The sequence below is a fragment of the Streptomyces cyaneus genome (assembly GCF_004028635.1).
GTDB classification, from domain to species: domain Bacteria; phylum Actinomycetota; class Actinomycetes; order Streptomycetales; family Streptomycetaceae; genus Streptomyces; species Streptomyces cyaneus.
On sequence record NZ_RQJW01000019.1, the window covers coordinates 69,864 to 88,520 of the forward strand.

Sequence of the window (18,657 nt, forward strand, 5' to 3'; positions counted from 1 at the left end):
CGTCTGAACCGACGGTCGGCTGACCCCGATGCGTGCCGATCGCGTCTTCGCGTACGGCGCCGCCGCCGGACTTCTCGGTGATCTGCTGCTCGGCGACCCGCGCCGGGGGCATCCGGTCGCCGCGTTCGGGCGGGCGGCCACCTCCGTGGAACGGTTTTTGTGGCGCGACCACCGCGCGTGGGGTGCGCTGCACACCGCAGTGTGCGCCGGCGGCGCGGTGGCGCTCGGCGCCGTCGCCGCCCGTGCCGTCCGTACCTCCCCTGCCGCCTCCGTCACGCTGACCGCCGCCGCCACCTGGGCTGTTGTCGGGGGGACTTCGCTGGCGCGGGAGGCCCGGAGCATCGGGCGGGCCCTGGAGGCGGGGGACGTGGAAGGGGCCCGGGAGCGGCTGCCGCATCTGTGCGGGCGGGATCCGCAGGCGCTGGACGCGGACGGGATCGCGCGGGCCGTGGTCGAGTCCGTTGCCGAGAACACCTCCGACGCGGTGGTGGGGGCGCTGGTGTGGGGGGCCGTCGGTGGCGTGCCGGGGCTGGTCGGGTTTCGGGCCGTGAACACCCTTGACGCCATGGTCGGGCACAAGTCGGCCAAGTACCGCCGGTACGGGTGGGCTTCGGCTCGGCTCGACGATGTGGCCGGGTGGCCGGGGGCGCGGCTCACCGCCGTGCTGGCCACCCTCGCGGGGGGCGATCCGCGGGGGGCTGTCCAGGCCTGGCGGGCCGATGCCGCCAAGCATCCCAGCCCCAACGCCGGACCCGTCGAGGCCTCGTTCGCGGGGGCGCTGAGGGTGCGGCTCGGCGGGACCTTGTCGTACGGCGGGCGGGTCGAGCACCGGCCCGTTCTCAACGGGGACGCCGGACGCGCCGTTCGAGTCAGCGACATCGAGCGTGCCGTACGGCTCTCGCAGCGCGTCAGTTGGCTCGCGCTCGGCGTCAGTGTCGCCGTGCGCCGCATCGTGAAGGGGCGTACGTCATGACGGGCGGTGGGCTTCTCGTCGCCGGTACCACCTCGGACGCCGGCAAGAGCGTCGTCACCGCCGGGATCTGCCGGTGGCTGGTGCGGCAGGGGGTCAAGGTCGCGCCGTTCAAGGCGCAGAACATGTCCCTCAATTCGTTCGTGACGCGGGAAGGGGCCGAGATCGGGCGGGCGCAGGCCATGCAGGCGCAGGCCTGTCGGGTCGAGCCGACCGCGCTCATGAATCCGGTGCTGCTCAAGCCCGGTGGCGAGCAGAGCAGCCAGGTCGTGCTCATGGGGAAGCCGGTCGGGGAGATGAGTGCCCGTGGGTATCACGGCGGGCGGCAGCAGCAACTCCTCGGGACCGTGCTCGACTGTCTCGCCGAGTTGCGGGGCACGTATGACGCGGTGATCTGTGAGGGGGCCGGGAGCCCGGCTGAGATCAATCTCAGGCGGACCGACATCGTGAACATGGGGATCGCCCGGAATGCCGGGCTTCCTGTGGTCGTGGTCGGGGACATCGACCGTGGTGGCGTCTTCGCCTCCTTCTTCGGGACCCTCGCCCTGCTGTCGCCCGAGGATCAGGCTCTCGTCGCGGGATTCCTCGTCAACAAGTTCCGGGGGGACGTCAGCCTCCTGGAGCCCGGGCTCGACATGCTGCACGGGCTCACCGGGCGCCACACCTACGGCGTCCTGCCCTTCCAGCACGGCCTGGGCATCGACGAGGAGGACGGGCTGCGGGTGTCGCTGCGCGGGGCGGTGCGGGAATCCCAGGTCTCCTCGCCCGTCGGCGAGGACGTCCTGCGCGTCGCGGTCTGCGCCATCCCCCTGATGTCCAACTTCACGGACGTGGACGCCCTCGCCGCCGAACCCGGTGTGGTCGTGCGGTTCGTGGACCGGCCCGAGGAGCTCGCGGACGCCGATCTCGTCGTCGTTCCGGGTACGAGGGGAACGGTCAAGGCCCTTGAGTGGCTCCGGGAGCGGGGGCTGGCCCAAGCCCTGCAGCGCAGGGCCGCCGAACAAAAGCCCCTCCTCGGCATCTGCGGCGGCTTCCAGGTGCTCGGCGAGCACATCGAGGACGAGGTCGAGAGCCGCAGGGGCCACGTCGACGGGCTCGGGATCCTGCCCGTACGGGTGCGGTTCGCCCGCGAGAAGACCCTCACCCGGCCGACCGGGGAAGCCCTCGGCGAGCAGGTCGAGGGGTACGAGATCCATCACGGGGTCGCCTCCGTCAGCGCAGGTGAAGCGTTCATCTCTGATGACAAAGGACACAGCTTGGACGGCTGCCGGGTCGGGCAGACCTGGGGCACGCACTGGCACGGCTCGCTGGAGTCGGACGGTTTCCGGCGGGCCTTTCTGCGTGAGGTGGCGGCCGCCGCGGGCCGTCGCTTCGTGCCGGCCGCCGACACTTCGTTCGCCGCGCTGCGCGAGGAGCAGCTCGACCGGCTCGGCGACCTGATCGAACAGCACGCGGACACGGACGCGCTCTGGCGGCTCATCGAGTCGGGCGCGCCGCAAGGACTGCCTTTCATTCCACCGGGAGCGCCCGCATGAGCACTGTGTTGTTGTTGTCGACCGCCGACACGGATCTGCTGGCGGCCCGCGCCGCCTCCGGTGCCGACTACCGGATCGGCAACCCGACCCGCGTGGACGTCGAGAGCGAGTTGCCCGCGCTGCTCGACGGCGCGGACATCGCCGTCGTACGGCTGCTGGGCGGCAAGCGGGCCTGGGAGGACGGGCTCGCCAAGCTGAAGGCGTCCGGGGTCCCGACCGTGCTGCTGGGCGGCGAGGCCGTCCCGGACGCGGAGCTCATGGCCGAGTCGTCCGTCCCCGCCGGTGTCGTGGCCGAGGCGCTGAAGTACCTCGTGGAGGGCGGGCCCGCCAACCTCACCGAGCTCGCCCGGTTCCTCTCCGACACCGTGCTGCTCACGGGCGAGGGGTTCGTCGAGCCGCAGAAGATGCCGGAGTACGGCGTCCACGGCGAGCGTCCCTTCACCGACGGGCGTCCGACCGTCGGTGTGCTCTTCTACCGGGCCCATGAGCTGAGCGGCAACACCGCCTTCGTGGACACCCTGTGCGACGCCATCGAGGCACGCGGCGCCAACGCCCTCCCCGTGTACTGCGGTTCGCTGCGCGGTGCGGACCCGGAACTGTACGAGATCCTCGGCAAGGCCGACACTCTGGTCGCCACCGTCCTCGCGGCGGGCGGCACGCACGCCTCGCAGGCGTCGGCGGGCGGCGACGAGGAGGCGTGGGACATCGGCAGGCTGGCCGAGCTCGACGTGCCCGTGCTGCAGGGTCTCTGCCTCACCTCGTCCCGGGCCGCCTGGGACGAGTCCGACGCCGCCCTCTCCCCCATGGACGCGGCGATGCAGGTCGCGATCCCCGAGTTCGACGGCCGCCTCATCACCGTCCCCTTCTCCTTCAAGGAGCAGGGCCCCGACGACGTACCCGTGTACGTCGCCGATCCGGAGCGGGCCGCGCGCGTCGCCGGGATCGCCGTACGGCATGCGCAGTTGAAGCACAAGCCGAACGCCGAGAAGAAGCTCGCGCTCGTGTTCACCGCCTACCCGACCAAGCACTCGCGCGTCGGCAACGCGGTCGGCCTCGACACGCCCGCCTCGGCCGTGCGGGTGCTGGACGCCCTCAAGGATGCCGGGTACGGCCTCACCGAGTACCCCGCGGGCGGCGACGAGTTGATCCACCGGCTCATCGAGGCGGGCGGGCACGACGTCGAGTGGCTCACCGAGGACCAGTTGGCCTCCGCGCCCGCTCGCGTACCGCTGGCCGACTACCGGGCCTGGTTCGACAAGCTCGATCCCGAGCTGCGCGATGCCATGTTGGAGGCGTGGGGTGAGCCGCCGGGGTCGCTTTACGTCGACGGGGACGACATCGTCCTCGCGTCGCTGCAGTTCGGGAACGTCGTCGTGATGATCCAGCCGCCGCGCGGCTTCGGCGAGAACCCGATCGCGATCTACCACGACCCGGACATGCCGCCGTCGCACCACTACATGGCCGCCTACCGGTGGCTGGAAAACTCGTTCGGCGCCGACGCCATCGTGCACATGGGCAAGCACGGCACGATGGAGTGGCTGCCGGGCAAGGGACTCGGGCTCAGCGGCGGTTGCGCGCCGGACGCCGTGCTCGGGAACCTCCCGCTGATCTACCCCTTCATCGTCAACGACCCCGGCGAGGGCACCCAGGCCAAGCGCCGCGGGCACGCCACCGTCGTCGACCACCTCGTGCCGCCGATGGCTCGCGCCGACACCTACGGCGACCTGGCCAAACTGGAGCAGCTCCTCGACGAGTACGCGCTCGTCTCCGACCTGGACCCGACGAAGGCGCCGGCGGTCCGTGCGCAGATCTGGACGCTGGTGAAGGCGGCCGAGCTGCACCACGACCTGCATGTCGACGAGCAGCCGGACGACGACTCGTTCGACGAGTTCGTCATGCACATCGACGGCTATCTTTGCGAGATCAAGGACGTACAGATCCGCGACGGGCTGCACATTCTGGGTGGCGGGCCGGTCGGTGAACCGCGCGTCAACCTCGTGCTGGCCGTGCTGCGCGCCTCGCAGGTGTGGGGCGGGCAGGCCAATGCCCTGCCGGGGCTGCGGGCTTCGCTGGCCGCTCATTTCGGGCTCGACGAGAAGGAGTTGCTGGGCGAGCCGGGGGCTCCGGTGAAGGTGCCGGTGGAGCTGTCCGACCTCGTCGAGGGTCCGTCGCGTACGGCCGCCGACGCGATCGATCTGCTGGAGCAGCTGTGCCGGCGGATCGCGGAGGGGATGGAGGAGCGCGGCTGGGCGGTCGCGGAGAGCCGTCCTCTGGTGCGCGCCGTTGTCGGCAACGAACTCCCCGACGCCGTCGCCGTGTTGGAGTTCGCCTGCAACGAGGTCGTGCCTCGGCTGGCGAAGACCACCGACGAGATCGGGCACATCCTCAAGGCGCTCGACGGCGGCTACGTGCCGGCCGGTCCGTCCGGTTCTCCGACGCGCGGGCTCGTGAACGTGCTGCCGACCGGCCGCAACTTCTACTCCGTCGACCCCAAGGCCATCCCGTCCAGGCTGAGTTGGGAGGTCGGCCAGTCGCTCGCCGACTCGCTGGTCGCCCGCTACCTCCAGGACACCGGCGAGTACCCGAAGTCCGTCGGCCTGACGGTCTGGGGCACGTCCGCGATGCGCACCCAGGGCGACGACATCGCCGAGATCCTCGCACTGCTCGGCTGCCGTCCGGTGTGGGACGACGCCTCGCGCCGGGTGACCGGCTTCGAGGTCATCGGCCTGGAGGAGCTCGGCCGCCCGCGCATCGACGTCACGGTGCGCATCTCCGGCTTCTTCCGGGACGCCTTCCCGCACGTCGTCGCGCTGATCGACGACGCCGTCCGCAAGGTGGCCGAGCTGGACGAGCCGGCCGACCGGAACTTCGTGCGCGCCCACGCCGACGAGGACACCGCCGAGCACGGCGACCGGCGGCGCGCGACGGCCCGCATCTTCGGCTCCAAGCCGGGGGCGTACGGCGCCGGCCTGCTGCCGCTGATCGACGCCCGCAACTGGCGCTCGGACGCCGACCTGGCCGAGGTGTACGCCGTCTGGGGCGGCTACGCCTACGGGCGCGGGCTCGACGGGCAGGCGGCGCGCGGGGACATGGAGACCGCGTTCAAGCGGATCAACGTCGCCGCCAAGAACGTCGACACGCGCGAGCACGACCTCGTCGACGCCGACGACTACTTCCAGTACCACGGCGGCATGGTCGCCATGGTGCGCCACCTGACGGGCGCCAACCCCGAGGCGTACGTGGGCGATTCGGCCACCCCCGACCAGGTGAAGACCCGCACCCTCGGCGAGGAGACCCACCGCGTCTTCCGCGCCCGCGTGGTCAACCCCCGCTGGATGGCGGCCATGCGCCGGCACGGCTACAAGGGCGCCTTCGAGATGGCGGCGACCGTGGACTACCTCTTCGGGTACGACGCCACGGCTGGGGTCGTCGACGACTGGATGTACGAGAAGCTGAGCGCCGAGTACGTCTTCGACCCGGAGAACCGGGACTTCATGAAGAAGTCCAACCCCTGGGCGCTGCGCGGCATCACCGAGCGACTGCTGGAGGCCGCCGACCGCGGGCTGTGGGCCGAGCCGGACGCCGACACGCTGGAGCGGCTGCGCGCCACGTACCTGGAGCTGGAAGGCGACTTGGAGGGCGACGAGAAGTGACAACTCCCTTCCCCTTTACGGCCGTTGTCGGCCAGGACGATCTGCGGCTCGCGCTGCTGCTGAACGCCGTGTCGCCGGCGGTCGGCGGTGTGCTGGTGCGCGGCGAGAAGGGCACGGCCAAGTCGACGGCCGTACGGGCGCTTTCGGCGCTCATGCCCGAGGTGCCGGTGGTCGCCGGGTGCCGTTTCTCGTGCGACCCGACCGCTCCCGACCCCGCCTGCCCGGACGGACCGCACGAAGCGGGGGCAGGCGGCGAGCGCCCCGCCCGCATGGTCGAACTCCCCGTCGGCGCCTCCGAGGACCGGCTGGTGGGCGCGCTGGACATCGAGCGGGCCCTGGCCGAGGGCGTGAAGGCCTTCGAGCCCGGCCTGCTCGCCGACGCCCACCGCGGAATCCTGTACGTCGACGAGGTCAACCTCCTCCACGACCACCTGGTCGACCTGCTGCTGGACGCGGCGGCGATGGGCGCGTCGTACGTCGAACGCGAGGGCGTCTCCGTCCGGCACGCCGCCCGCTTCCTGCTCGTCGGCACCATGAACCCCGAGGAGGGCGAGCTGCGGCCGCAGCTGCTCGACCGGTTCGGGCTGACCGTCGAGGTCGCGGCCTCACGTGAGCCCGACCAGCGGGTGGAGGTCGTACGGCGGCGGCTCGCGTACGACGACGATCCGGCCGCCTTCGCCGCGCGGTGGGCGGACGAGGAGGCCGCCGTACGGGCACGGATCGTGGCGGCGCGGGAGCTGCTGCCGTCGGTGCGGCTGGGCGACGGGGCGCTGCGGCAGATCGCGGCGACCTGTGCCGCCTTCGAGGTGGACGGGATGCGGGCCGACATCGTGATGGCCCGTACGGCCACCGCGCTGGCCGCGTGGGCCGGGCGCACGGATGTGCTGGCGGAGGACGTGCGACAGGCGGCGCTGCTCGCGCTGCCGCATCGGCGACGGCGCAACCCCTTCGACGCGCCTGGGCTCGACGAGGACAAGCTCGACCAGACGCTGGAGGAGTTCTCCGGTGAGAGTGAGGGCGACGAGGACCCCGACCCGGACGGGCCCGGTGGAGGTGGCGGGCAGCCGCCGTCCGAGGGGCCGCAGAGTGACGGTGGGTCCGGCGCCCAGCCCGAGGCCGGTGAGGGCGGGGAGCCGCAGGCTTCCGGGGCCGGTTCGGGCGAGCAGTCCGCCGTTCGGGCCGCCGAGCCGTTCCGTACCAAGGTGCTGAGCGTCCCGGGGCTCGGGGACGGTGCCGCCGGGCGGCGTTCGCGGGCGCGCACGGAGCATGGGCGGACGACGGGGGCTCGGCGTCCCCGAGGGGCCCTGACCAAGCTGCACCTGGCGGCCACCGTGCAGGCGGCAGCGCCGCATCAGCGTGCGCGCGGGCGGTCCGGCCCCGGGCTGGTACTGCGCCGGGACGATCTGCGGCAGGCGACGCGGGAAGGGCGCGAGGGGAACCTCGTGCTGTTCGTCGTGGACGCCTCCGGGTCGATGGCGGCGCGGCAGCGGATGAGTGCGGTGAAGGGGGCCGTGCTGTCGCTGCTGCTCGATGCGTACCAGCGGCGGGACAAGGTCGGGCTCGTGACGTTTCGGGGGTCGGCCGCGGATGTCGCGCTGCCGCCGACCTCGTCGGTGGATGCGGCTGCTGCCCGGCTGGAGTCGCTGCCGACGGGTGGGCGGACGCCGTTGGCCGCCGGGCTGCTGAAGGCTCATGACGTGCTGCGAGTGGAGCGGCTGCGGGATCCGGCGCGGCGGGCGCTGCTTGTCGTCGTGACGGACGGGCGGGCCACGGGTGGGCCGGAGCCGGTCGCGCTCGCGGGGCGCGCGGCTCGGCTGTTCGCGGCCGAAGGGGTCGCCTCCGTGGTCGTGGACTGCGAGTCGGGGCCGGTGCGGCTGGGGCTCGCCGGACAGCTCGCGGGTGAGCTCGGCGGTACTGCCGTGACATTGGACGAGCTGCGGGCGGACTCGATCGCCGGGCTGGTGAAGGACGTACAGAGGAGGGCCGCGTAATGCCGCAGGGACAGCCGAGTGTGGTGCCGGACGATGGTCTGACGACCCGTCAGCGTCGTAATCGGCCGCTCGTCGTCGTGCACACCGGGATCGGGAAGGGCAAGTCCACCGCCGCCTTCGGGCTCGCGCTGCGCGCCTGGAATCAGGGGTGGCCCATCGGGGTGTTCCAGTTCGTCAAGTCGGCCAAGTGGAAGGTCGGCGAGGAGAACGCGCTGCGGGTGCTGGGCGCCAGCGGTGAGGGCGGGACCGTCGACTGGCACAAGATGGGTGAGGGCTGGTCGTGGGTGCAGCGTGACGATCAGATGGACAACGAGGAGAAGGCCCGGGAGGGCTGGGAGCAGGTCAAGCGGGACCTGGCCGCCGAGACGTACAAGCTGTATGTGCTCGACGAGTTCGCTTACCCGATGCACTGGGGGTGGGTGGACACCGATGAGGTCGTCGATGTGCTGCGCAATCGGCCCGGGAACCAGCATGTGGTCATCACCGGGCGCAACGCGCCCGACAAGCTCGTCGAGTTCGCCGACCTCGTGACCGACATGTCGAAGGTCAAGCACCCGATGGACGTGGGCCAGAAGGGCCAGAGGGGCATCGAGTGGTGAGTGCGTCCGTCCCACGGCTGGTCATTGCCGCGCCCTCCTCGGGCAGCGGCAAGACCACCGTTGCCACGGGGTTGATGGCCGCGTTCGCCGCGCGGGGGCTTGCCGTGTCCCCGCACAAGGTGGGGCCGGACTACATCGATCCCGGGTATCACGCGCTCGCCACCGGGCGGGTGGGGCGGAACCTCGACGCGTACCTGTGCGGGCCGGAGCTGATCGGGCCGCTGTTCGCGCATGGGGCGCGTGGGTGCGACATCGCCGTCGTCGAGGGTGTGATGGGGATGTACGACGGGGCCGCGGGGGAGGGTGAACTGGCGTCCACCGCCCATGTCGCCAAGCTTCTGCGGGCGCCTGTCGTGCTGGTCGTCGACGCGTCGTCGCAGTCGCGGTCCGTTGCGGCGCTGGTGCACGGGTTCGCCTCGTGGGATCCGCAGGTGCGGGTCGGGGGCGTGATCCTGAACAAGGTCGCGTCCGATCGGCATGAGGAGTTGTTGCGGGAGGCGTTGGAGTCGGCCGGGGTGCCTGTGTTGGGGGTGCTGCGGCGGGTGGCTCAGGTGGATACGCCGTCTCGGCATCTGGGGTTGGTTCCGGTTGCGGAGCGGCGGGCTGCCGCCTTGGATGCGGTGGCGGCGATGGCTGCGCAGGTTTCTGCGGGGTGCGATCTGGAGGCCCTCGCTGGGCTGGCGCGGAGTGCGGGTGCGTTGTCGGGTGCGGCTTGGGATGCGGCTGGGGTCTTGGATTCTTCGCCCCCGCCGCCCCTTCCCGTCCCGTCCCTGGGGGCTGCGCCCCCAGACCCCCGCTTCGGCCCTGAAGGGGCCTCGTCCTCAAGCGCCGGACCGGCTGAAAGGCACGGGCCGGCGTCCAGAAGTGCGGCCGCCTTCGGAGCTGCGGACAAGCCTGTCGTCGCCATTGCCGGTGGATCGGCGTTCACGTTCTCCTACGCCGAGCACGTCGAGCTGCTCGCCGCCGCCGGTGCCGACGTCGTCGCCTTCGATCCCCTGCGTGACGAGCAGCTCCCCGAAGGTACCCGTGGCCTGGTCGTCGGGGGTGGGTTTCCCGAGGTGTACGCCGCTGAGCTGACCGCCAACGAACCCCTCCGCAAGGCCATCGGAGACTTCGCGTCGACCGGGGCTCCCGTCGCCGCCGAGTGTGCGGGGCTGCTCTATCTCTGTCGGGAGCTCGATGGGCAGCCGATGTGCGGGGTGCTGGATGCCACCGCGCGCATGAGCGAGCGGCTCACGCTCGGGTATCGGGACGCCGTCGCCGTGAGCGACAGTGTGCTCGCCGGCGCGGGGACGCGGATGCGGGGGCACGAGTTTCATCGGACCGTCGTCGAGCCCGGCTCGGGGACGGCGCCCGCCTGGGGGGTGCGCGCCCCTCGACCGCGGGTCGAAGGTTTCGTACAGCAGGGCGTGCACGCGAGTTATCTGCACACGCACTGGGCCTCGCAGCCCGGTGTCGCCCGTCGGTTCGTGGAGAGGTGCCGGACGTCATGAGCAGCAGCAGGTTGATCGGAGTCGGGGTCGGTCCCGGCGACCCGGAGCTGGTGACCGTGAAGGGCGTCAATGCTCTGCGCGCCGCCGATGTCGTCGTCGTACCCGTGATGGCCGGGTCTGATGGAAACGATGGCGGGGAGCCGGGGCGGGCCGAGGCGACCGTTCTGCATTACGTGCCCGAGGAGAAGGTCGTGCGGGTCGTGTTCGCGCTCAACGAGCGCACCGACCGGGCTCGGCGCGAGGCCGCCTGGGATGCGGCGGGCGAGCGGGTGGCCGAGTTGCTGCGCGGCCATTCCACCGTCGCCTTCGCCACCATCGGTGACCCCAACGTCTATTCCACCTTCACCTATCTCGCCCAGACCATCGGCGAGTCGCTGCCCGGCACCGTCGTCGAGACCGTCCCCGGCATCACCGCCATGCAGGACCTCGCCGCCCGTTCGGGAGCCGTGCTCACCGAGGGGACCGAGCCGCTCACGCTCGTGCCCGTCACGGCGGGGGCGACGGTGCTCAAGGAAGCCCTCAGCGGGCCCGGGACCGTCGTCGCCTACAAGTTCGGGCGGCAGGCGCGGGAGGTCGCCGAGGCGCTGCGGGAGACCGGGCGGATCGAGGATGCCGTGTGGGGGTCGGCGCTGGGGCTGGCGGAGGAGTCCATCCAGTCGGCCGCCGGCCTTGGTGACGCGCCCCTCCCCTACCTCTCCACCCTCATCGCACCCGCCCGGCGCGACGGCGGGCGGGGCGGCAAGCTCTGACGTCCGTACGACGCCCTGACACCCACCCCCGCTGATCCCCGTAGAAAAGGACCGTTCCCATGGCCGATGCCCCCACCGGCAAGGTGACCTTCGTCGGTGCCGGCCCCGGCGCCGCCGATCTGCTGACGTTCCGTGGCGCGCGCGCCATCGCCGAGGCCGACATCGTGATCTGGGCGGCCAGCCTGGTGCAGGCGGAGGTCCTCGAGCACGCGCGCGAGGACGCGGAGATCCTCGACTCGGCGACCATGTCCCTGGAGGACGTCGTCGCCGTCTACGAGCGGGCCCGAGCAGAGGGCCTGCGCGTCGCCCGTATTCACTCCGGTGACCCCGCCCTGTGGGGCGGCACCCAGGAGCAGCTCGACCGGTGTGCCCGCATCGGTATCGCCACCGAGGTCGTTCCCGGTGTCTCCGCCTTCTCCGCCGTCGCCGCACTCGCGCAGCGCGAGCTGACCATCCCGGAGGTCGCGCAGTCCGTCGTGCTCACCCGGCTCGGTGGCGGCAAGACGCCGATGCCGCCCGGCGAGGAGGTGCGGGAGTTCGCCAAGCACGGGACCACCATGGCGATCTTCCTGTCGGCGGCTCGCAGCGGGCAGCTCGTGCGGGAGCTGTTGGAGGGCGGGTATCCGACGTCCACGCCGGTCGTCGTCGCCTACCAGGCCACCTGGCCGGAGGAGCTGATCGTGCGGTGCACGATCGCGACGCTGGAGGAGACCGTCAAGGAGCACAAGCTCTGGAAGCACACTCTCTTCCTGGTGGGCCCGGCGCTCGACGCCGAGGGCACCCGCTCGCACCTCTACCACCCCGGTCACTTCCACGGGTACCGCAAGGCCGACCCGGAGGCCCGCAGGGCGTTGCGTCAGCGGGGTGCGAGTACATGATCACGGTCTTCGGTACGGGGACGGGGGCGCCGGTTCCCGCCGATGTGCTGGCCGGGGCCCGGCTGGTCGTGGGCGGCCGGCGTCATCTGGCGTCCGCGCCGGTGCCGGAGGATGCCGAGCAGGTCGTGCTCGGTCCGCTGGCGCCCGCGCTGGACGTCGTCGAACGACACCTGGACAAGCAGAGCCGGGTCGTGGTGCTCGCCTCCGGTGATCCGGGGTTCTTCGGGATCGTGCGGGCGCTGGCCGAGCGGTTCGGTGCGGAGCGGCTCGATGTGCGGGCCGGTGTGTCCTCCGTCGCCGCCGCCTTCGCACGGGTCGGGCTGCCGTGGGACGACGCGGTGGTCGTCAGCGCGCACGGGCGGGATCTGCGGACGGCCGTGAATGTGTGCCGGGCGCGGCCCAAGGTCGCCGTGCTGACCGGGCCGGGGGCCGGGCCGGCGGAACTCGGGGCGGCGCTCAGGGCCGACCGCAGGGTCCTCGTCGTGGCTTCGGCGCTCGGCTCCGCCGACGAGCGCGTCGAGCGGGTCACCGCTGCCGAGGCCGCCGCGCGGGACTGGGGTACGGCGGTGAGCGTCGTCCTGTGCCTGGACCGGACGCGGGCGCTCGGCGCCGTGCGGACGCTCGCCGGCCCTGGGACCGGCCCTGCTCAATGGGCCCTGGACGAGGACGAGTTCGCCCACCGCGACTCCATGATCACCAAGTTCGAGGTACGGGCGCTCGCGCTGGCCCGGCTAGGGCCCCGGCTGGGTGACCTGGTCTGGGACGTCGGCGCGGGCTCCGGGTCGGTGGCCGTCGAGTGCGCGCGGCTCGGTGCCGCCGTCACCGCGGTCGAGAAGACCCCGGACGGCGTCGAGCGGATCCGCGCCAACGCCGCCGCGCACGGCGTCGACGTCCATGTCGTGCACGGGGCGGCGCCCACCGTGCTGTCCGACCTCGACGATCCGGACGCCGTGTTCATCGGGGGCGGGGGACGTGAGCTGCCCGCCATCGTCACCGCGTGCGCGCGGCGGGCGCGCCGGGCGGTCGTGGTCGCCATGGCGGCGCTGGACCGGGTGCCGGCCGTCCGCGAGGCGCTGAAGGGTGCCGGGTTCGACTGCGACGGGGTGCAGTTGCAGTCGTCGCGGCTCGCGCCGCTGCCGGGGGACGTGACCCGGCTGGCGGCGACCAATCCCGTTTTTCTGCTGTGGGGTGTCAGGCCCGACGGCCGTATCGAAGGAGTTGCCCAGTGATCGGCCTCATTTCCGCCACCGCGGCGGGGGCGGCGGCGCGGGACCGGCTGGCCGCGGCATGGCCGGACCGCGCGCGCGTGTACGACGGGCCCGTCGGGGACGCCGTACGGCGGGCGTTCGCGGAGTGCGAGCAGCTCGTGTGCCTTCTCGCGACGGGGGCGGTCGTACGGCTGATCGCCCCGCTGCTGGGTGACAAGGCGACCGACCCGGGCGTGGTGTGCGTCGACGAGAGCGGGCGGTTCGCCGTGTCGCTGGTCGGCGGGCATGGCGGCGGGGCCAATGAACTCGCCCGGGAGGTCGGGGAGTTGCTGGGCGCCGAGCCCGTGGTGACGACGGCGACCGATGCCGTGGGGGTGCCCGGTCTGGACACGCTCGGGTTTCCGGTCGAGGGCGATGTCGCCGCGGTCTCGCGGGCCCTGCTCGACGGTGAGCCGGTGGCTCTGAAGGCCGAGTTGGCCTGGCCGCTGCCCCCGCTCCCGGTCGCCGCCGAGGGTGCCGGGGGTGCCGAGGGTTCCGAGAGTGGCGAGGGTTCCTACACCATCCGTCTGACGGACCGGCTCGTCGAGCGCGTCGCGGAGCGCGAGGTCGTCCTGCGCCCGCCGTCCCTCGTCGTCGGCGTCGGCGCCTCCAAGGGCGCCCCGGTCGACGAGGTGCTCGGGCTGATCGAGAGCACGCTCGGCGCGGCCGGCCTCTCTCTCAAGTCCGTCGCCGAACTCGCCACCGTCGACGCCAAGGCCGACGAACCCGGCATCGTCGAGGCCGCCGAGCGGCTCGGTGTGCCGGTGGTGACCCACTCCGCCGAGCAGCTCGCGGGCGTCGAGGTCCCCAACCCCTCCGACGCGCCCCTCGCCGCCGTCGGCACCCCCTCCGTCGCCGAGGCCGCCGCCCTCGTGCGCGGTGGCGAACTCCTCGTACCCAAGCGCAAGTCGGAACGCGCCGACGGGCAGCCGGCGATGGCGACCTGTGCCGTCGTACGGCGGCCGGGGCGCGGGCGGCTCGCGGTCGTCGGGCTCGGGCCGGGCGCCCGGGACCTGCTGACGCCGCGCGCGAAGGCGGAGCTGCGGCGCGCCTCCGTGCTCGTCGGGCTCGACCAGTACGTCGACCAGATCCGCGATCTGCTGCGGCCCGGCACGCGGGTCCTGGAGTCGGGGCTCGGCGCCGAGGAGGAGCGGGCCCGGACGGCGGTCGAGGAGGCCCGCAAGGGGCAGGCCGTCGCGCTGATCGGCAGCGGGGACGCGGGCGTGTACGCCATGGCCTCCCCCGCGCTCGCCGAGGCCTCCGACGACATCGACGTGATCGGGGTCCCGGGCGTCACCGCCGCCCTCGCGGCCGCCGCGATCCTCGGTGCGCCGCTCGGGCACGACCACGTGTCGATCAGCCTGTCCGACCTGCACACTCCGTGGGAGGTCATCGAGCGGCGGGTGCGGGCGGCGGCCGAGGCGGACATCGTGGTCACCTTCTACAACCCCCGCTCCCGGGGCCGGGACTGGCAGCTGCCCAAGGCCCTGGCGATCCTCGCCGAGCACCGGAAGCCGACGACGCCGGTCGGTGTCGTACGGAACGCGTCGCGGCCGGACGAGTCCAGTCGGCTCACGACACTGGGCGCACTCGACCCGGCGACGGTCGACATGATGACGGTCGTGACGGTGGGCAACACGGCGACCCGGGACATCGCGGGGCGCATGGTGACGCCGCGCGGCTACCGCTGGCAGGAGAGCGCACAGCAGCAGGAGGGCGCCCAGTGAACCAAGTGGCCCGTGCAGACCATGTGGACCGTGTGGACCGCGTCGTCCATCCGATCGAGGTGGAGTCCTACCGGCGGCTGCGCGCCCGCCTGGACACCTCGCACTTCCCGCCGCTGACCCGTGCGGTCGTCGAGCGGGTCATCCACTCCGCCGCCGACCTCGACTACGCGACCGACCTGGTCATGGACGAGGGCGAGTTGGCGAAGGCGCACGCCGCGCTGCACGCCGGGGCACCGGTCGTCGTGGACGTCGAGATGGTCGCCGCCGGCATCACCCGGCGGGAGACGGTCTGCCGGCTCCGGGACGCCGTGGCAGGTACCGGGCTGACGCGTTCGGCGCATGCCATCCGGCTCGCCTACGAGCAGGTCGGCCCGGGTGCCCTCTGGGTGATCGGCAACGCGCCGACCGCGCTGGAGGAGCTGCTGACCCTGGACGCCGCCCCGGCGCTCGTCATCGGCCTGCCCGTCGGCTTCGTCGGCGCGGTCGAGTCCAAGGCCGCGTTGCGCGAGAGCGGGCTGCCCGCCGTGAGCAACGTGTCCGAGAAGGGCGGTTCGGCGGTCGCCTCCGCCGCGCTGAACGCCCTGCTGTACCACCCCGTTTCCGAACCCGGTTCCGAACCCGTTCCCCACCCCGTCCCCCACGCCGATTCGCACTCCGAGGAGAAATCGTGACCACCCCGCCGCCCGCCCTGCTCATCGCCGGTCATGGCACCCGGGACGAGGCCGGAGCCGAGGCGTTCCGCGACTTCGTCCGGGAGCTGGGGGCCCGCCACCCCGAACTGCCCGTCGCGGGCGGCTTCATCGAGCTGTCCCCGCCGCCACTGGGCGAGGCCGTGACCGAGCTGGTCGAGCGGGGCGTACGGCGTTTCGCCGCGGTGCCGCTGATGCTGGTGTCCGCCGGGCACGCCAAGGGTGACATCCCGGCGGCGCTGGCCCGCGAGAAGGAGCGGCACCCCGGGATCTCGTACACCTACGGCCGCCCGCTGGGCCCGCACCCGTCGCTGCTGTCCGTGCTCGAGCGGCGGCTCGACGAGGCGCTCGGCGCCGCCGAGGGGCGCACGCCCGGCGACCGTGCCGACGTCACCGTCCTGCTGGTCGGGCGCGGGTCGACCGACCCGGACGCCAACGCCGAGGTCCACAAGGCGGCACGGCTGCTGTGGGAGGGGCGTGGATACGCGGGTGTGGAGACGGCGTTCGTGTCGCTCGCGGCGCCGGACGTGCCGAGCGGCCTGGACCGCTGCGTGAAGCTGGGGGCGCGGAAGATAGTCGTCCTCCCCTACTTCCTCTTCACCGGCATCCTGCCGGACCGTGTGCGCCAGCAGACGGAGGGCTGGGCGGCCGCGCACCCGGAGGTCGAGGTGCACTCGGCCGACGTCATCGGCCCGGAGCCGGAGCTGCTCGACCTGGTGATGGAGCGGTACGAGGAGGCCCTCAAGGGCGACCTGCGCATGAACTGCGACTCGTGCGTGTACCGCATCGCGCTGCCCGGCTTCGAGGACAAGGTCGGGCTGCCCCAGCAGCCGCACTTCCACCCCGACGACGACGGCCACCACCACGGACACGGTCATCACGACCACGGCCACCACCATGGCGCCCACTCACATGCCCACTGATCACACGCCGACCGAGGCGCACGACCTCCGCCACCACGGCGACGCCGAGGTCCGTGACGACGGCTCGGCGCTCGTCGACCTCGCCGTGAACGTCCGCGCGGACACGCCGCCCGCGTGGCTGCGCGAGCGGATCGCCGGATCGCTGGGTTCGCTCGCGGCCTACCCGGACGGGCGGGCCGCGCGGGCGGCGGTGGCGGCGCGGCACGGGCTGCCGGTGGAGCGGGTGCTGCTGACGGCCGGGGCGGCGGAGGCGTTCGTCCTGCTCGCCCGCGCCCTGAAGGTGCGTCAACCGGTCGTCGTGCACCCGCAGTTCACGGAGCCGGAGGCGGCGCTGCGGGACGCGGGGCACACGGTCGACCGGGTGCTGCTGCGGGAGGAGGACGGCTTCCGGCTCGATCCTGCGGCCGTCCCCGAGGACGCCGACCTGGTGGTGATCGGCAACCCGACGAATCCGACCTCGGTGCTCCACCCGGCCGCATCCATCGCCGAACTCGCCCGCCCCGGGCGGACGTTGGTGGTGGACGAGGCGTTCATGGACGCGGTGCCGGGTGAGCGGGAGGCGCTGGCGGGGCGGACGGACGTGCCGGGTCTGGTGGTGCTGCGCAGCCTGACCAAGACCTGGGGCCTGGCCGGCCTGCGCATCGGCTACGTCCTGGCCGCCCCGGACACCATCGCCGACCTGGAGCGCGCCCAGCCCCTGTGGCCGGTCTCCACGCCCGCGCTGGCCGCCGCCGAGGCCTGTGTGTCGTCGCAGGCACTGGCGGAGGCCGCCCACGCGGCCCACCGCATCGCCGCCGACCGGGCCCATCTCGTTGCGGGACTCGGCGAGTTCGCGTCGGCCGGACTCCGGGTGGTCGGGCCCGCCGAGGGCCCCTTCGTCCTCGTACGACTGCCGAGGGCGGCCACGGTACGGGAGCACCTGCGCGAGCTCGGGTTCGCGGTGCGGCGCGGGGACACCTTCCCCGGGCTGGGCGAGGAGTGGCTGCGGCTGGCGGTGCGGGACCGGGGGACGATCAACCGGTTCCTGCGGGCGCTTGACCAGGCGATGGCTCTGTCGCGTCGCTGAGCCAGGCGAGGCCGGGGAGCATGAGCAGGAGGAGGGCGCGGGACTGTAAGCGTTTACGCTCCACTGATCCCCTCATCTCTCGGAGTCGGAGTGAGGGGAAGCTAAAACGTTTTCAGACGCCAGTCAACAGCCCTGACAAGAAGGGCTGTTGACTGGGTGCGGATCCTCCGGTGTCAGCTCCTGCCGCGCCGAGCCAGCGCCACCGCTCCCCCACCCGCGAGGAGCAGAGCGACCGCGCCGCCCGCGATGTACGGCGTCATGGAGTTGCCGCCGGTCTCCGCGAGGCCGTCGTCGGCGGCCTCACCCTGGGGCTTCACGTCGCCGGCCGAACCGGTGCCGGGGGTGGCGCTCGGCTCGGTGCTCGGGTCGGCTGCCTGCGCGGGCGCGTCCGGCGTTTCGCAGGTCGCCTCGGCCAGGGTCAGGTTGCCCTGGACGTCGGCCACGTTCAGCTTCAACGGGTTGACGGAGACCTTGAGTTCGAGGGCGGTGGCGGCGGCCGTACGCGACGCGGTCTCCGTCTTGGAGTAGTCCAGGCGCACGTCGCCCACGCCCGGCACCTCGACCTTCGTGGTCCCGCCCGCGGTCAGCGTGACCTTCTTGCCCAGCACGGTGACGTCGCCCAGCAGGTTGGACGAGGCGGTCGGCGTCTTACCGGCCTCGCAGGTCGCCTTGGAGGTGACCTGGCCGACCTCGATGAGGGAGAGCAGCGGCAGGCCGGGGACGTGGACCTTGGCGTGGGCGAGGTTGGTGTACCCCTCGGCCTTGCCGCCCGCGACCGTCGCCTTCGACGAGGCGACCTGCGCACTCAGCACGCTGAACGGCTTTCCGCCGTCCACGCCGTTCAACTGGGCCGTCAGCGTGGACTTTTCGGCGCTCTGCGGGGCCTGCACCTCGTTCAGGGAGACCGCGAGCGGGACGTTCACGGTCTTGTTGAGCAGGGAGACGTCGAGCCCGGTGCGCAGCACGACGGCGCTCGCGCGACCCTCGTCACCGGTCGCGTACGCGGGCCCCGCGCCGGCCAGGACCGCGGGCCCGGCGGCCAGGGCGGTGGCCGTCGCGACGGTGGCGAGACGGCGTGCGGGCATGCGGAAGTTCTTGCCGTTCAAGGTGGGGACCCCTCGGAGGAGACTTGCTCGG

14 protein-coding genes are annotated in these 18,657 nt (G+C 72.7%); 13 read left to right on the forward strand and 1 reads right to left on the reverse strand.

All coding sequences use genetic code 11. From position 1 onward, the window contains the following. The first annotated feature begins 28 nt into the window (after positions 1-28). From EHO50_RS39235 to cobC, 13 genes are read left to right on the forward strand one after another with little or no spacing between them, the layout of a single operon-like run. Positions 29-973 carry a cobalamin biosynthesis protein gene (locus EHO50_RS39235; protein ID WP_128436625.1) on the forward strand — a complete coding sequence of 315 codons (945 nt, stop codon included), beginning with the start codon at positions 29-31 and terminating at the stop codon, positions 971-973. Beyond that, positions 970-2,505, forward strand: coding sequence for a cobyric acid synthase (locus EHO50_RS39240; protein ID WP_128436626.1), 1,536 nt, complete (start codon positions 970-972; stop codon positions 2,503-2,505). Before EHO50_RS39235 ends, EHO50_RS39240 begins: the two co-directional genes overlap by 4 nt. Beyond that, positions 2,502-6,158, forward strand: coding sequence for a cobaltochelatase subunit CobN (gene cobN / locus EHO50_RS39245; protein WP_128436627.1), 3,657 nt, complete (start codon positions 2,502-2,504; stop codon positions 6,156-6,158). The genes EHO50_RS39240 and cobN overlap by 4 nt, the downstream gene beginning before the upstream one ends. Further along, on the forward strand, positions 6,155-8,149 hold the full coding sequence (locus EHO50_RS39250; protein WP_128436628.1) for a putative cobaltochelatase: 1,995 nt from the start codon (positions 6,155-6,157) through the stop codon (positions 8,147-8,149). Before cobN ends, EHO50_RS39250 begins: the two co-directional genes overlap by 4 nt. Continuing rightward, positions 8,149-8,748, forward strand: a complete 600-nt coding sequence (cobO, locus tag EHO50_RS39255; RefSeq protein ID WP_128436629.1) for a cob(I)yrinic acid a,c-diamide adenosyltransferase — start codon at positions 8,149-8,151, stop codon at positions 8,746-8,748. The genes EHO50_RS39250 and cobO overlap by 1 nt, the downstream gene beginning before the upstream one ends. Next, entirely contained in the window at positions 8,745-10,241 is a 1,497-nt protein-coding gene (locus EHO50_RS39260; protein WP_128436630.1) for a cobyrinic acid a,c-diamide synthase CobB, read from the forward strand. The genes cobO and EHO50_RS39260 overlap by 4 nt, the downstream gene beginning before the upstream one ends. Continuing rightward, positions 10,238-10,990: a precorrin-2 C(20)-methyltransferase gene (cobI, locus tag EHO50_RS39265; protein ID WP_181449780.1), complete on the forward strand. Its 753-nt coding sequence runs from the start codon at positions 10,238-10,240 to the stop codon at positions 10,988-10,990. The genes EHO50_RS39260 and cobI overlap by 4 nt, the downstream gene beginning before the upstream one ends. Before the next feature lie 59 nt (positions 10,991-11,049). Next, positions 11,050-11,868 carry a precorrin-4 C(11)-methyltransferase gene (gene cobM, locus EHO50_RS39270; RefSeq protein ID WP_128436632.1) on the forward strand — a complete coding sequence of 273 codons (819 nt, stop codon included), beginning with the start codon at positions 11,050-11,052 and terminating at the stop codon, positions 11,866-11,868. Next, positions 11,865-13,097 carry a precorrin-6y C5,15-methyltransferase (decarboxylating) subunit CbiE gene (gene cbiE / locus EHO50_RS39275; protein ID WP_128436633.1) on the forward strand — a complete coding sequence of 411 codons (1,233 nt, stop codon included), beginning with the start codon at positions 11,865-11,867 and terminating at the stop codon, positions 13,095-13,097. Before cobM ends, cbiE begins: the two co-directional genes overlap by 4 nt. After that, entirely contained in the window at positions 13,094-14,842 is a 1,749-nt protein-coding gene (gene cobJ, locus EHO50_RS39280; protein WP_128436634.1) for a precorrin-3B C(17)-methyltransferase, read from the forward strand. Before cbiE ends, cobJ begins: the two co-directional genes overlap by 4 nt. Before the next feature lie 32 nt (positions 14,843-14,874). After that, the gene (locus EHO50_RS39285) at positions 14,875-15,513 is read left to right on the forward strand and encodes a precorrin-8X methylmutase (protein WP_128436703.1); all 639 of its coding nucleotides are present in this window, start codon (positions 14,875-14,877) and stop codon (positions 15,511-15,513) included. Next, positions 15,510-16,454 (forward strand): sirohydrochlorin chelatase, encoded by a 945-nt coding sequence (locus EHO50_RS39290; RefSeq protein WP_128436635.1) that lies wholly within the window; start codon positions 15,510-15,512, stop codon positions 16,452-16,454. Before EHO50_RS39285 ends, EHO50_RS39290 begins: the two co-directional genes overlap by 4 nt. Then, positions 16,444-17,520: an Rv2231c family histidinol phosphate aminotransferase CobC gene (gene cobC / locus EHO50_RS39295; protein WP_128436636.1), complete on the forward strand. Its 1,077-nt coding sequence runs from the start codon at positions 16,444-16,446 to the stop codon at positions 17,518-17,520. The genes EHO50_RS39290 and cobC overlap by 11 nt, the downstream gene beginning before the upstream one ends. Before the next feature lie 173 nt (positions 17,521-17,693). Here cobC and EHO50_RS39300 read toward each other — a convergent pair whose 3' ends face one another. Further along, the gene (locus EHO50_RS39300) at positions 17,694-18,626 is read right to left on the reverse strand and encodes an SCO1860 family LAETG-anchored protein (protein WP_128436637.1); all 933 of its coding nucleotides are present in this window, start codon (positions 18,624-18,626) and stop codon (positions 17,694-17,696) included. Between the last annotated feature and the right edge of the window lie 31 nt (positions 18,627-18,657).

Coding starts and splice junctions, on each gene's coding strand:
- EHO50_RS39235 (WP_128436625.1), top strand. CDS start 29: ATGCGTGCCGATCGCGTCTTCGCGTACGGCGCCGCCGCCGGACTTCTC.
- EHO50_RS39240 (WP_128436626.1), top strand. CDS start 970: ATGACGGGCGGTGGGCTTCTCGTCGCCGGTACCACCTCGGACGCCGGC.
- cobN (WP_128436627.1), top strand. CDS start 2,502: ATGAGCACTGTGTTGTTGTTGTCGACCGCCGACACGGATCTGCTGGCG.
- cobO (WP_128436629.1), top strand. CDS start 8,149: ATGCCGCAGGGACAGCCGAGTGTGGTGCCGGACGATGGTCTGACGACC.
- cobI (WP_181449780.1), top strand. CDS start 10,238: ATGAGCAGCAGCAGGTTGATCGGAGTCGGGGTCGGTCCCGGCGACCCG.
- cobM (WP_128436632.1), top strand. CDS start 11,050: ATGGCCGATGCCCCCACCGGCAAGGTGACCTTCGTCGGTGCCGGCCCC.
- cbiE (WP_128436633.1), top strand. CDS start 11,865: ATGATCACGGTCTTCGGTACGGGGACGGGGGCGCCGGTTCCCGCCGAT.
- cobC (WP_128436636.1), top strand. CDS start 16,444: ATGCCCACTGATCACACGCCGACCGAGGCGCACGACCTCCGCCACCAC.